This is a genomic window from Pseudomonas sp. RIT357, from assembly GCF_000632245.1.
Classification (GTDB): domain Bacteria; phylum Pseudomonadota; class Gammaproteobacteria; order Pseudomonadales; family Pseudomonadaceae; genus Aquipseudomonas; species Aquipseudomonas sivasensis.
Map to the genome: position 1 here is coordinate 158294 of NZ_JFYX01000012.1, position 13282 is coordinate 171575.

Here is a 13282-nt window from a genome sequence, read left to right on the forward strand (position 1 = left end):
TCCACCTTGCCCTGCGCTGTTGCCTGTCGTCCGGGGCTGGGTGTGGTTATAATCGACCACTTTATGAGCAAGAAGCGCGTTATGCAGCTGGTTCGAGGTCTCCACAACCTGCGCCCCCAGCATCGGGGCTGCGTCGCCACTATTGGCAACTTTGACGGTGTTCACCGTGGTCATCAGGCTATTCTGGCCCGGCTGCGCGAGCGTGCGGTCGAGTTGGGCGTGCCCAGCTGCGTGGTGATTTTTGAGCCACAGCCGCGGGAATATTTCACTCCGGAAACGGCGCCAGCCCGCTTGGCTCGCTTGCGGGACAAGCTGCAACTGCTAGCTGAAGAAGGTGTGGACCGCGTCCTCTGCCTGGCTTTCAATCAGCGCTTGCAAAGCCTCAGCGCTGCCGAGTTCGTTGACCGCATCCTCGTGGATGGCCTGGGCGTACAACATCTGGAGGTCGGCGACGACTTCCGTTTTGGTTGCGACCGGGTTGGGGATTTTGAATTCCTGCAGCACGCCGGCGTCATCCAGGGCTTTACCGTCGAAGCCGCGCAAACCGTCGAATTAGATGGCCTGCGCGTGAGCAGTACCCAAGTGCGTAATGCGCTGGCGGCTGCCGACTTCGCCTTGGCTGAGCGTTTGCTCGGTCGCCCGTTCCGCATTGCCGGGCGGGTGCTGCACGGCCAGAAGCTGGCGCGCCAATTGGGCACGCCAACCGCCAACGTGCAACTCAAGCGCCGTCGTGTGCCGCTGACAGGGGTTTACCTGGTTAGCGTCGATATCGACGGCCAGTCGTGGCCGGGAGTCGCCAACATAGGCGTCAGGCCCACGGTTGCAGGTGATGGCAAGGCCCACCTGGAGGTTCACCTTTTGGATTTTGCCGGTGATTTATACGACCGGCGTTTGACGGTGGTTTTCCACCAGAAGCTGCGTGAAGAGCAGCGTTTCGCCTCCCTTGAGGCGTTGAAAACGGCGATCAATGCGGATGTCGCCGCCGCCCGTGCACTAGCCGCACCTAGCGCCCATCGCTAACCGAAGAGCCTTAAATGACCGACTATAAAGCCACGCTAAACCTTCCGGACACCGCCTTCCCAATGAAGGCCGGCCTGCCACAGCGCGAACCGCAGATCCTGCAGCGCTGGGACAGTATTGGCCTGTACGGAAAGTTGCGCGAGATTGGCAAGGATCGTCCGAAATTCGTCCTGCACGATGGCCCTCCTTACGCCAACGGCACGATTCATATCGGTCATGCGCTGAACAAAATTCTCAAGGACATGATCCTGCGCTCGAAAACCCTGTCGGGCTTCGACGCGCCGTATGTGCCGGGTTGGGACTGCCACGGCCTGCCGATCGAACACAAGGTCGAAGTGACCTACGGTAAGAACCTGGGTGCCGATAAAACCCGCGAACTGTGCCGTGCCTACGCCGCCGAGCAGATCGAAGGGCAGAAATCCGAGTTCATCCGCCTGGGTGTGCTGGGCGAGTGGGACAACCCGTACAAAACCATGAACTTCAAGAACGAGGCCGGTGAAATCCGTGCCTTGGCCGAAATCGTCAAGGGCGGTTTCGTGTTCAAGGGCCTCAAGCCTGTGAACTGGTGCTTCGATTGCGGTTCGGCCCTGGCTGAAGCGGAAGTCGAATACGAAGACAAGAAGTCCTCGACCATCGACGTAGCTTTCCCGATTGCTGACGACGCCAAGCTGGCCCAGGCGTTTGGCCTGGCTAGCCTGAGCAAACCGGCTGCCATCGTGATCTGGACCACCACCCCGTGGACCATTCCCGCCAACCAGGCGCTGAACGTGCACCCGGAATTCACCTATGCCCTGGTGGACGTCGGTGATCGCCTGCTGGTACTCGCCGAGGAAATGGTCGAAGCGTGCCTGGCTCGCTACGAACTGCAAGGTTCGGTGATCGCCACCACCACCGGTTCTGCGCTGGAGCTGATCAACTTCCGTCACCCGTTCTATGACCGTCTGTCGCCGGTGTACTTGGCTGACTACGTCGAGTTGGGTTCGGGTACCGGTGTGGTTCACTGCTCGCCCGCCTATGGCGTGGACGACTTCGTGATCTGCAAGAAGTACGGCATGGTCAACGATGAGATCATCAACCCGGTGCAAAGCAACGGTGTTTACGTGCCTTCGCTGGAGTTCTTCGGCGGCCAGTTCATCTTCAAGGCCGATCAGCCGATCATCGATAAGCTGCGTGAAGTCGGTGCGCTGATGCAAACCGACACCATCAAGCACAGCTACATGCACTGCTGGCGTCACAAGACCCCGCTGATCTACCGCGCCACCGCGCAATGGTTTATCGGCATGGACAAAGAACCGACCAGCGGCGACACCTTGCGTGTGCGCTCGCTGAAGGCCATCGAAGACACCACGTTCGTCCCGGCCTGGGGCCAGGCGCGCCTGCATTCGATGATCGCCAACCGTCCGGACTGGTGCATCTCCCGTCAACGCAACTGGGGTGTGCCGATCCCGTTCTTCTTGAACAAGGAAAGCGGTGAGTTGCATCCGCGTACCGTCGAACTGATGGCAGTGGTGGCCCAGCGTGTTGAACAGGAAGGCATCGAAGCCTGGTTCAAGCTGGACGCCGCCGAGTTGCTGGGCGAAGAAGCGCCGCAGTACGACAAAATCAGCGACACCCTCGACGTATGGTTCGACTCGGGCACCACCCACTGGCACGTGCTACGCGGTTCGCACCCAATGGGCCACGAGACCGGTCCGCGTGCCGACCTGTACCTGGAAGGCTCGGACCAACACCGTGGCTGGTTCCACTCGTCATTACTGACCGGTTGCGCCATCGACGATCACGCCCCGTATCGCGAGCTGCTGACCCACGGTTTCACCGTCGACGAGACGGGCCGCAAGATGTCCAAGTCGCTGAAAAACGTGATCGAACCGAAAAAGATCAACGACACCCTGGGCGCCGACATCATGCGTCTGTGGGTTGCGTCTACTGACTACTCGGGCGAGATCGCCGTATCGGACCAGATCCTGGCCCGCAGCGCCGATGCCTACCGTCGTATCCGTAATACCGCGCGCTTCCTGCTGTCGAACCTGACCGGCTTCAACCCGGCCACCGATATCCTGCCGGCCGAGGACATGCTCGCCCTGGACCGTTGGGCTGTGGACCGTACCCTGTTGCTGCAGCGCGAGTTGCAGGAGCACTACGGCGAATACCGCTTCTGGAACGTGTATTCGAAGATCCACAACTTCTGCGTGCAGGAGTTGGGTGGTTTCTACCTCGACATCATCAAGGACCGCCAGTACACCACCGGCGCCAACAGCAAGGCTCGCCGCTCGGCGCAGACCGCTCTGTTTCACATCTCCGAAGCGCTGGTGCGCTGGATCGCACCGATCCTGGCCTTCACCGCCGACGAGCTGTGGGAATACCTGCCGGGTGAGCGTAACGAGTCCGTGATGCTCAACACCTGGTACGAAGGCCTGACCGAACTGCCGGCCGATTTCGAACTGGGCCGCGAGTACTGGGAAGGCGTGATGGCCGTCAAAGTTGCAGTGAACAAGGAGCTGGAAGTGCAGCGTGCGGCCAAGGCCGTCGGCGGCAACCTGCAGGCCGAAGTCACCCTGTTTGCCGAGGAAGGCCTGACCGCCGACTTGACCAAGCTGAGCAACGAACTGCGCTTTGTACTGATCACCTCGACTGCAAGCTTGGCGCCATTCGCCCAGGCCCCAGCGGACGCTGTGGCCACCGAAGTGCCGGGCCTCAAGCTCAAAGTGGTCAAGTCGGCCTTTGGCAAGTGCGCTCGTTGCTGGCATTGCCGTGAAGACGTCGGTGTGAACCCTGAGCATCCAGAAATCTGTGGTCGTTGCGTCGACAACATCTCGGGTGAAGGCGAGGTTCGCCATTATGCCTAATACCAGTCGTTTCGGACGTCTGGGCTGGCTCGTACTGAGTTTGCTGGTCTTGGTCATCGACCAGGTCAGCAAGGCTCATTTCGAAGGCTCCCTGGAAATGTTCCAGCAAATCGTGGTGATCCCGGATTACTTCAGCTGGACCCTCGCCTACAACACCGGCGCCGCTTTCAGCTTCCTGGCTGACGGTGGCGGCTGGCAGCGCTGGTTGTTCGCGCTGATCGCCTTGGTGGTCAGTGCGGTGCTCGTGGTCTGGCTCAAGCGCCTGGGCCGCGATGACACCTGGCTGGCCGTCGCCTTGGCCTTGGTTCTGGGCGGCGCGCTGGGTAACCTGTACGACCGCATTGCCCTGGGCCATGTGATCGACTTTATCCTGGTGCATTGGCAGAACCGTCATTATTTCCCTGCGTTCAACTTTGCCGACAGCGCCATCACCGTTGGTGCAATCATGCTGGCGCTGGATATGTTCAAAAGTAAGAAAACCGGAGAGACCGTCAATGACTGATCAGGTATTGGCTGAGCAACGCATCGGCCAGAACACGGAAGTCACTTTGCATTTCGCATTGCGCCTGGAGAATGGCGACACGGTCGACAGCACGTTCGACAAGGCCCCGGCGACCTTCAAGGTCGGCGACGGCAATCTGCTGCCGGGTTTCGAAGCGGCTCTATTCGGTTTCAAGGCTGGCGACAAGCGCACCCTGCAGATCCTGCCGGAAAACGCTTTTGGTCAGCCTAACCCGCAAAACGTGCAGATCATCCCGCGTTCGCAGTTCCAGGACATGGACCTGTCGGAAGGCCTGCTGGTGATCTTTAACGACGCCGCGAATACTGAGCTGCCTGGCGTGGTGAAAGCGTTCGATGACGCGCAAGTGACCATCGACTTCAACCACCCGTTGGCCGGTAAAACCTTGACGTTTGACGTTGAAATCATCGACGTTAAAGCGCTCTAACTGACGAAACACACTAAATGTGTGGATCGGACTTGTGTGAGGGGGCTTGCCCCCGATAGCGGGGCATCAGTCAAAGTTTTTTACTGACCCATCACTATCGGGGGCAAGCCCCCTCCCACCTTTGATCTTCATTGTCAGTTGAGTAGCTTCAATACTGACCCATAGTAGCTGCAAGACACGAGGCACAGCATGCAAATCAAACTCGCCAACCCCCGTGGCTTCTGCGCCGGCGTGGACCGTGCGATCGAAATCGTCAATCGTGCCCTGGAAGTTTTCGGTCCGCCGATCTACGTGCGTCATGAAGTCGTCCACAACAAGTTTGTGGTCGAAGACCTGCGCGCACGTGGCGCCATCTTTGTCGAAGAACTGGAGCAGGTGCCGGACGACGTGATCGTCATCTTCAGTGCTCATGGTGTTTCCCAAGCCGTGCGTACCGAAGCGGCGGGCCGGGGCCTGAAAGTGTTCGACGCGACTTGCCCGCTGGTTACCAAGGTGCACATCGAAGTCGCGCGCTACAGCCGTGATGGTCGGGAATGCATTCTGATCGGTCATGCCGGTCACCCGGAAGTCGAAGGCACCATGGGCCAATACGACGCCAGCAACGGCGGCGCCATCTACTTGGTGGAGGACGAGAATGACGTCGCCAGCCTTCAGGTACACAACCCTGATCGTTTGGCCTTCGTGACTCAGACAACCTTATCCATGGACGACACCAGCCGTGTGATCGACGCGCTACGCAGCCGCTTCCCGGCCATTGGCGGCCCGCGCAAGGATGACATCTGCTACGCCACCCAAAACCGCCAGGACGCGGTCAAACAATTGGCTGACGAGTGCGATGTGGTTCTGGTGGTCGGCAGTCCTAACAGCTCCAATTCCAACCGCCTGCGTGAGCTGGCTGAGCGGATGGCGACACCGGCGTACCTGATCGACGGTGCCGAAGACATGCAACGCAGTTGGTTCGATGGCGTCGAGCGTATTGGCATCACTGCGGGTGCTTCTGCCCCTGAAGTGCTGGTGCGCGGTGTTATCCAGCAACTGCACGCCTGGGGCGCTACCGGCGCTGATGAGCTGGCAGGACGTGAAGAGAACATCACTTTCTCCATGCCCAAGGAGCTGCGCGTTCGCTCATTGCTTTGAACGTCAGGGTGCCGGATTAACTTCGGCACAACGCCTGTTCGGCTTTATCGCTACGCAGGCTGATACGCCCACTAGGCGCCAGCACCAACTGGTGCAGGCTTTGCGCCGAGTCCCTGGCGCATACGTGCACAGTGCCAGCACGAAAACCTCCCCCTGAAAACACCGGCTCGCCTGAACTGCTGAAGCGCACCTGGCTTTTGACCGGCCCATTCCCGACTATCGGCACGCGCCCGCTGTCTTGGCGCTCCAAGAGCACGGGGTTGTCGTCGTCCTGATGGCCGTGTCCGCTCACATCCAATATCACCCGCCAACCCTTGCTCCAGTCCTCGTCCAGTGCGTGGATGACCACCGCACGGTTACGCGCGATGGCTTCAGTGCGTGCGAAGCGAAGCCCGCTGGTAAGTGATTGTGCCGCGCTTTGTCGCAGCTGTGACTCCAGCAGGCCCATGAAATTAGGTGCTGCCAGATGCAGCAGAGTGCCGCTCACAAGGAGTCCAAGCAGCAGTTCGATCAGGGTAAAACCTCGCTGTTCCATCGGCTTTCTCTCCGTGGGCGTGTTTAGGAAACAGGTCTAGGCATAGGTATAGCGTCCGTTTCTGGGAGGCGAATGATGGCCTATAGGTCCAAAGTATTTCCCTTTGTGCCGTGGGCAGCACGGGCGAAAAACCGACGCTAGTCTTGGATCGCTCAGCGGGATTTCCTGCTTTCTTCGACCTTCGACACGGATGACGACGGTAATGCTTTCCTGCCTTAACACCTGTTTTCCCCACGCTTTTGCGCGATGCCAGACCGGCATGACGTTGATCGAGGTACTGGTGGCGATGCTGATTCTCACCGTGGGCCTGTTAGGCGCAGTGGTGCTTCAACTAAATGCCCTCAAGTACACCGAAAGTTCGAGGATGACCAGTCAGGCCAGTTTTATTGCCTACGATATGCTCGACCGAGTCCGCGCCAATTCCGGCGCGGACTACTCATTGCGCCACGGAGTGCAGGCCCCCAGTACTGGGAACGTCAGCGTGCGTGATTTGGACCTCCATGATTTCGAATCCAATATTCGCGCCTTTGCCGGGGAGGGTGCCAAAGGTTCAGTGGCGGTCAGCACAAATGAAGTGACTGTCAGTATCAGTTGGGATGGCAGCCGAAGTGAGAACACGCTTGGCGCGCGGGAAACCTTGTCCCTGACCAGTCGCATCGACAATGAACCAGGGGTAATGCAATGAGGCCTCTGGTTAGCGGTTTCAGCCTGGTGGAATTGTTGCTGGCACTGGCCGTCGGTTTGGTACTGGTGATTGGAGGGAGCCAAGTGGTGATCAGCTCCCGAGTTACCTACGCCAGCCAGCAGGCTTCCATGTTGTTGCAGGATGACGCGCGGTTTGCGCTGGGCAAGATGATTCAGGACATTCGTCAGGCTGGGATGTTTGGCTGTTTGGCCACGGAAGTTATTGATAACGCGCCGCCAGCCTTTGAACAGCCCGTGCGCTGGACTGCCGGGGGTAGCTCAAAGTCGCTAACGCTGGTCACCACTGATGTCGGCCGAGGGGTTGGCAGGCCAGACTGGACGGTGCTGTCCGACTGCACGACTAACGCTCAAGCCTATGCAGGGAATCCACCTGCCCCTGATCCTGGACAGATTCGTTTTGCGATTCGACAGCTGACTTACACCTTCGAGACCAGCCAGTTAAAGGTCAGCACGCTCGCAGCGCCGGCCAAGGCGGTGCTGGTGGATAACGTACGGGATTTCGATATCAGTTTCGGCGTGGCTGCCAGGGCGTCATCACCGCGAGTTGTGGGCTACGACGCCATGCCATCCGATGAGGCATTGATCCGCAGCGTGCGCATCCGCATGACGCTGCAGGACCCCACTGGGACGGTGAGAGATCAAACCTACAGCGTGGTGGTGGCTCTGCGAAACCGTGTGGGGTAGGGCAGCCATGAAGAGTGCTGGAGGTATTTCTTTGCGACAAAGAGGGATAGTCCTGCTGATAAGCCTGGTGTTTCTGCTGTTGTTGGCGTTGATCGGGTTGTCGTCCATGCAGGGGGCAGTCACCCAGCAAAAAATTGCCGGCAGCCTGTGGCATCGCAACCAATCGTTTCAATCAGCAGAAAGTGGCTTAAGGCTGGGGGAGGAAGTTGTGAGGCGAAAGGGTGCGGATTTGCCGCAGTGCCATTCGATTGTTGCCTGTGGGCCTCCGGATGAGGCGTTGTCGGTGGTCGCGGCCGGTACCAGTCCTGTTTCATCAGTTAACTGGGTTGCCATCAAAGGGGGGCTCTACGGTATTCAATCCCTTGGTCCGAGCGTAGGGCTGGCGAATTTGCCACCGCAAACCCCAGCAACGTTGTACCGGGTGACGGCGATTGGGATCAGTGGTCAGTCACGCACGGTATTGGAGACCGTGTACGCGCGAGTGGAAGAAGCCAGTGGCTCTCGTTTTAGGCGAGTGTCTTGGCGACAACTTCAATAAGGAGCAATGGAATGGGCGTGGACAGCCAGGGATTTACCCTGATCGAGTTACTGATCGCTGTGGCGATTATCGCGTTTCTGGCCGGGATCGCTTACCCCGGGTACACCGGCCATGTGAAAAAAGTCTATCGCGCGGAAATTGTCGCGCTGCTGACTGAGCAAGCTCAGCTACTGGAGCGCTTTTATACGAGGAACGGCACATTTATTGACGCAAGCGGCATCAGCACGGGCAATGATCGCTATAGAATCACCGCTGCGTTGAACCCTCAGGATTTCTACCTGGTCGCTACGCCGGGCGCCGATTCGTTGATGGCTGGTGACCCTTGCGGTGGCTTCAGCCTCAGCAGCACCGGTCTACGGGCCAATCCGGGTGCTGCTCCTGAAATGTCGCGCCAGACATGCTGGGGGCAATGATGAGGTGGCTGGATGATTGGGCGCCGGGCGCGCCTGTTCCTATTTTATCGGCTGGATCAAATGATGGCTAAGCAACAGCAAGTGGTGATTGTCGGGGGCGGAGTCATTGGCCTGCTGACGGCGTACAACCTGGCGAGCCAGGGGCAGGCGGTCGTCCTGTTGGAGCGCGCCGGCGTTGGGCAGGAGTCTTCATGGGCGGGCGGTGGCATTGTTTCGCCGCTGTATCCGTGGCGCTACAGCCCGGCGGTCACTGCTTTGGCCCATTGGTCCCAGGATTTTTATCCACAACTGGGTGAGCGCCTGTTTGCCGCCACCGGCGTGGATCCGGAGGTTCATGTCACCGGCTTGTACTGGTTGGACTTGGACGACGAGGCTGAAGCGCTGGCGTGGGCGATCCGTGAAGGTCGGCCCCTGACCAGAGTGGATGTTTCGGCCGCCCATGATGCGGTGCCGGTGCTGGGCGGCGGGTATTGCCAGGCAATCTATATGGCGAATGTGGCCAATGTGCGAAACCCTCGCTTGGTTAAATCCCTTAAAGCCGCGTTATTGGCGATGCCTGGCGTAATCGTTCACGAACAGTGCGAAGTCACCGGATTTGTTCTGGAAGGCGACAATGTGGTGGGCGTAAATACGGCAGAGGGGCCGATTGTGGGGGCGCATGTAGTGTTGGCGGCAGGAGCGTGGAGCGGTGAGTTGCTTGGCACGCTGGGCTTGGCGCTTCCGGTGGAGCCGGTCAAGGGGCAGATGATTTTGTACAAGTGCGCCTCGGACTTCCTGTCGAGCATGGTCCTGGCCAAGGGGCGTTACGCCATCCCCCGGCGCGACGGACACATTCTCATCGGAAGTACCCTGGAACATGAGGGCTTCGACAAGACACCCACCGAAACTGCGCTGGAAAGTCTCAAGGCCTCGGCTGTGGAACTGATTCCCGCTCTGGCGGATGCCGAGGTGGTTGGGCATTGGGCCGGTTTGCGCCCCGGTTCACCGGAAGGCATTCCCTATATTGGCCAGGTGCCCGGCTTCAAAGGGCTGTGGCTCAACTGCGGGCACTACCGCAACGGCCTGGTTCTGGCGCCGGCGTCCTGTCAGTTGTTTGCAGACTTGCTGCTAGGGCATACGCCGATTATCGACCCCGCACCTTACGCGCCTGAAGGTCGGGTCAGCGCTGGATAGACTTCGGTCCCTGCTCCAGATGCGCCTGGGTGCAATACCACTCCTGGCGCGAGCTTAGAGCGCGATCCTGTGGCAGGTGCACGCCGCAGTGGGCGCAGCGCACCATCAACGCAGCGCTTGGCTCGCTTGTGCGTCGCTGCTTGGTGGCCGGGCTTTTGAATTTGCGCCAGAACCATACCGCGGCAGCAATAACGGCAATCCAGAACAGAAGACGAAGCATGATGGGCGGTTTCTCGATAAGGAATGCGCCAGTTTAGCCAAGGACGTGGCAAGCGCACAGCGCAATAATACTGCCCAATAAAAAAGGAGCCCCGAGGGGCTCCTTTTTGCGTTGCGTCGACAGATCAGTCGAACACACCGAAGGTCATGTAGCTGAACCAGGAGCGGTCCTGATTGTTGCCCAGGGCCTCTGGCTCTTCTTCTTCGATCACGTCGCCGTTCTCGTCGTGCGGCTTGAGCTCCGAAGGAATGGCTTCCTTGGCGTCCTGGTACTGCTTGATCACGTCCTGATTGGCGCGGGTTTCGCCCGGCGGCAACGGTGGGCGCGACTCGATCAGGCCCAGGGTGTATTTGCTCAGCCACGAACGGTTGTCCGCTTCTGCAACCTGAGGCACGAACTGGCCGTCTTTCAGGCTCGGGTGATCCGGGTAGTTGAGCTTCAGGGTTTCCAGGCTGGTGTTGGCCAGTTCGTCCAAGTGCAGACGTTGGTAGGCCTCGGTCATCACTGCCAGGCCGTCACCCACGGAAGGGGTCTCCTGGAAGTTTTCTACTACGTAGCGGCCACGGTTGGCAGCAGCGACATACGCTTGACGGGTCAGGTAGTAGTGAGCTACGTGGATCTCGTAAGACGCCAGCAGGTTGCGCAGGTAGATCATGCGCTGCTTGGCGTCCGGGGCGTAGCGGCTGTTCGGGTAGCGGCTGGTCAGCTGGGCGAACTCATTGTAGGAGTCGCGGGCAGCACCTGGGTCACGCTTGGTCATGTCCAGCGGCAGGAAGCGCGCCAGCAGGCCAACATCCTGGTCGAACGAGGTCAGGCCCTTGAGGTAGTAGGCGTAGTCCACGTTCGGGTGTTGCGGGTGCAAACGGATGAAACGCTCGGCGGCGGACTTGGCGGCTTCCGGTTCGGCGTTCTTGTAGTTGGCATAGATCAGCTCAAGCTGAGCCTGGTCGGCATAGCGCCCGAACGGATAACGCGACTCCAGTGCCTTCAGCTTCGCTGTGGCGCTGGTGTAGCTATTATTGTCCAAGTCTTTCTGTGCCAGTTGGTACAGCTCGACTTCGCTCAGGTTTTCGTCGACGACTTCCTTTGTTGACGAGCAAGCAGCAGTCATGGCGAGGATGGCGATCAGCAGCAGGTGTTTCACTTGCATGGCGGCTTGCGTCCCTATGACGGCCGCTGTCTTGGGCGGGGCCGTCCTGTTATGATGAGCGCCCCGTTGAAAGCCTCGGGGCAAAAGACGCCGTATTTAACCACAAGCGCGCAGCCGAAACCAAAGGCTGTGCCACGCCTAGTCTGAGCATGTCCGATAAAATTGAACTTCGCGCAGAGGTGCCGTCCGAATTGGGCGGCCAACGCCTCGATCAAGTCGCCGCACAATTATTCGCTGAGCACTCGCGCTCGCGCCTTTCCGCCTGGATCAAAGACGGCCGCCTGACTGTGGATGGAGCGGTTATCCGCCCGCGAGACATAGTCCATGGCGGTGCGATTCTTGAGCTGACTGCCGAGCAGGAAGCCCAGGGAGAATGGGTCGCCCAAGACATTGAGCTGGATATCGTCTATGAAGACGACGACATCCTCGTCATCAACAAACCCGCAGGCCTGGTGGTTCACCCGGCGGCCGGGCACGCTGATGGCACCTTGCTCAATGCCCTGTTGCACCATATCCCGGACATCATCAACGTGCCGCGCTGCGGTATCGTGCACCGTCTGGACAAGGACACCACCGGCCTGATGGTGGTTGCCAAGACCATTCAGGCGCAGACGCAACTGGTTACGCAGTTGCAGAGCCGTAGCGTCAGCCGGATCTATGAGTGCATCGTGATCGGCGTGGTCGTCGCGGGTGGCAAGATCAACGCCCCTATCGGTCGCCACGGCCAGCAGCGCCAGCGCATGGCGGTAATGGAGGGCGGCAAGCAGGCCGTAAGCCACTACCGTGTATTGGAGCGTTTCCGTTCCCACACCCACGTTCGGGTCAAGCTGGAAACCGGTCGTACTCACCAGATTCGAGTGCACATGGCACACATCAACTTCCCGTTGGTCGGCGATCCTGCCTACGGTGGTCGCTTCCGCATTCCGCCTGCGGCCAGTCAGACAATGGTTGAATCGCTCAAGACGTTCCCGCGCCAGGCACTGCATGCACGCTTCCTGGAACTGGATCATCCGACGAGTGGTAAGCGCATGAGCTGGGAATCGCCACTGCCGGACGATTTTGTCTGGTTGCTGTCACTGCTCAAGCAGGACCGTGAGGCGTTTGTTGGATGAGTGACTGGCTGATACCTGACTGGCCCGCGCCGGCTCGGGTAAAGGCCTGCGTTACCACCCGTGCGGGCGGCGTCAGCCTGGCGCCGTTCGACAGCCTCAACTTGGGCGATCATGTAGAGGACAGGCTGGAGGCCGTTCTTGAAAATCGCCGTCGTCTTAGCGACGCATTTGATATTCAGCCGGCCTGGCTGCGCCAAGTTCACGGGGTGACCGTGGTTGAGGCTGATCCTGGCCGCACGGCTGAAGCCGATGGCTGTTGGACCAGCAACCCAGGCATCGCTTGTACCTCTATGACTGCCGATTGCCTGCCCGCGTTATTCTGCAACCGCGCAGGGACTCGTGTCGCAGCGGCCCATGCCGGTTGGCGCGGGTTGGCGGCTGGCGTGTTGGAAGCGGCTTTCGAAAGTCTGGATACCGCTCCTGCCGACGTATTGGTCTGGTTGGGCCCGGCAATCGGTCCTCAATCCTTTGAAGTCGGTCCTGAGGTGCGTGAAGCCTTCATGCAGCAACTGCCGACCACTGCCCAAGCCTTTGTGCCGAGCCGTAATCCTGGCAAGTTCATGGCCGACATCTATCAACTGGCTCGCCTGCGCCTTGCCGCACGGGGTGTCACGGCTGTTTACGGTGGTGGTTTGTGCACCGTGACCGATCCGCGCTTCTTTTCTTACCGGCGCAGTCCGCGCACCGGTCGATTTGCCTCCCTTATCTGGCTCGAACGCTAGACTCTCCTGACTTACGTCAACTGTCCGTAGCTTGAATCTTCCAGAATCCACCCCATCTATAAGGGTATCTGGCAGGTTTC

The 13282-nt window shown here is 59.4% G+C and carries 15 protein-coding genes; 12 read left to right on the forward strand and 3 right to left on the reverse strand.

Translation table 11 applies throughout. The features are described 5' to 3' along the window. Positions 1–81 precede the first annotated feature (81 nt). The 5 genes from ribF (at position 82) to ispH (ending at position 5950) form a co-directional block, all read left to right on the forward strand. Entirely contained in the window at positions 82–1020 is a 939-nt protein-coding gene (gene ribF, locus BW43_RS17360) for a bifunctional riboflavin kinase/FAD synthetase (RefSeq protein WP_032886174.1), read from the forward strand. A gap of 14 nt (positions 1021–1034) precedes the next feature. Next, positions 1035–3866 carry an isoleucine--tRNA ligase gene (gene ileS, locus BW43_RS17355; protein ID WP_032886175.1) on the forward strand — a complete coding sequence of 944 codons (2832 nt, stop codon included), beginning with the start codon at positions 1035–1037 and terminating at the stop codon, positions 3864–3866. Beyond that, positions 3859–4368, forward strand: coding sequence for a signal peptidase II (gene lspA / locus BW43_RS17350; RefSeq protein ID WP_032886176.1), 510 nt, complete (start codon positions 3859–3861; stop codon positions 4366–4368). The genes ileS and lspA overlap by 8 nt, the downstream gene beginning before the upstream one ends. Before the next feature lie 7 nt (positions 4369–4375). After that, positions 4376–4813, forward strand: coding sequence for an FKBP-type peptidyl-prolyl cis-trans isomerase (gene fkpB / locus BW43_RS17345; protein WP_174562729.1), 438 nt, complete (start codon positions 4376–4378; stop codon positions 4811–4813). A 189-nt stretch (positions 4814–5002) separates the two neighbouring features. After that, entirely contained in the window at positions 5003–5950 is a 948-nt protein-coding gene (ispH, locus tag BW43_RS17340; RefSeq protein ID WP_032886178.1) for a 4-hydroxy-3-methylbut-2-enyl diphosphate reductase, read from the forward strand. A gap of 16 nt (positions 5951–5966) precedes the next feature. On the opposite strand, the gene BW43_RS17335 is transcribed toward ispH, so the two are convergent. Then, positions 5967–6485, reverse strand: a complete 519-nt coding sequence (locus BW43_RS17335; RefSeq protein ID WP_050442823.1) for a GspH/FimT family protein — start codon at positions 6483–6485, stop codon at positions 5967–5969. 202 nt (positions 6486–6687) lie between these two features. On the opposite strand from BW43_RS17335, the gene pilV reads away from it, so the two are divergent. The 5 genes from pilV to thiO all read left to right on the forward strand — a co-directional run bounded on the left by pilV (position 6688) and on the right by thiO (position 9998). Then, a complete protein-coding gene (gene pilV, locus BW43_RS17330; protein WP_032886179.1) occupies positions 6688–7170 on the forward strand; it encodes a type IV pilus modification protein PilV in 483 nt (160 codons plus the stop codon). Further along, on the forward strand, positions 7167–7874 hold the full coding sequence (locus BW43_RS17325; protein WP_032886180.1) for a prepilin-type N-terminal cleavage/methylation domain-containing protein: 708 nt from the start codon (positions 7167–7169) through the stop codon (positions 7872–7874). The genes pilV and BW43_RS17325 overlap by 4 nt, the downstream gene beginning before the upstream one ends. Positions 7875–7881: 7 nt before the next feature. Next, positions 7882–8412: a PilX N-terminal domain-containing pilus assembly protein gene (locus tag BW43_RS28295; protein ID WP_081797677.1), complete on the forward strand. Its 531-nt coding sequence runs from the start codon at positions 7882–7884 to the stop codon at positions 8410–8412. A gap of 11 nt (positions 8413–8423) precedes the next feature. Continuing rightward, positions 8424–8825 carry a type IV pilin protein gene (locus BW43_RS17320; RefSeq protein ID WP_032886181.1) on the forward strand — a complete coding sequence of 134 codons (402 nt, stop codon included), beginning with the start codon at positions 8424–8426 and terminating at the stop codon, positions 8823–8825. Positions 8826–8888: 63 nt separating this feature from the next. Then, a complete protein-coding gene (gene thiO / locus BW43_RS17315) occupies positions 8889–9998 on the forward strand; it encodes a glycine oxidase ThiO (protein WP_032886480.1) in 1110 nt (369 codons plus the stop codon). On the opposite strand, the gene BW43_RS17310 is transcribed toward thiO, so the two are convergent. Next, positions 9985–10218, reverse strand: a complete 234-nt coding sequence (locus tag BW43_RS17310; RefSeq protein ID WP_032886182.1) for a PP0621 family protein — start codon at positions 10216–10218, stop codon at positions 9985–9987. The genes thiO and BW43_RS17310 overlap by 14 nt on opposite strands. A 124-nt stretch (positions 10219–10342) precedes the next feature. Then, positions 10343–11368, reverse strand: a complete 1026-nt coding sequence (locus BW43_RS17305) for an outer membrane protein assembly factor BamD (RefSeq protein ID WP_032886183.1) — start codon at positions 11366–11368, stop codon at positions 10343–10345. A gap of 149 nt (positions 11369–11517) precedes the next feature. On the opposite strand from BW43_RS17305, the gene rluD reads away from it, so the two are divergent. Together rluD and pgeF are read left to right on the forward strand one after the other, a co-directional pair. Further along, on the forward strand, positions 11518–12480 hold the full coding sequence (rluD, locus tag BW43_RS17300) for a 23S rRNA pseudouridine(1911/1915/1917) synthase RluD (RefSeq protein WP_032886184.1): 963 nt from the start codon (positions 11518–11520) through the stop codon (positions 12478–12480). After that, a complete protein-coding gene (pgeF, locus tag BW43_RS17295; protein ID WP_032886185.1) occupies positions 12477–13202 on the forward strand; it encodes a peptidoglycan editing factor PgeF in 726 nt (241 codons plus the stop codon). The genes rluD and pgeF overlap by 4 nt, the downstream gene beginning before the upstream one ends. Positions 13203–13282 lie beyond the last annotated feature (80 nt).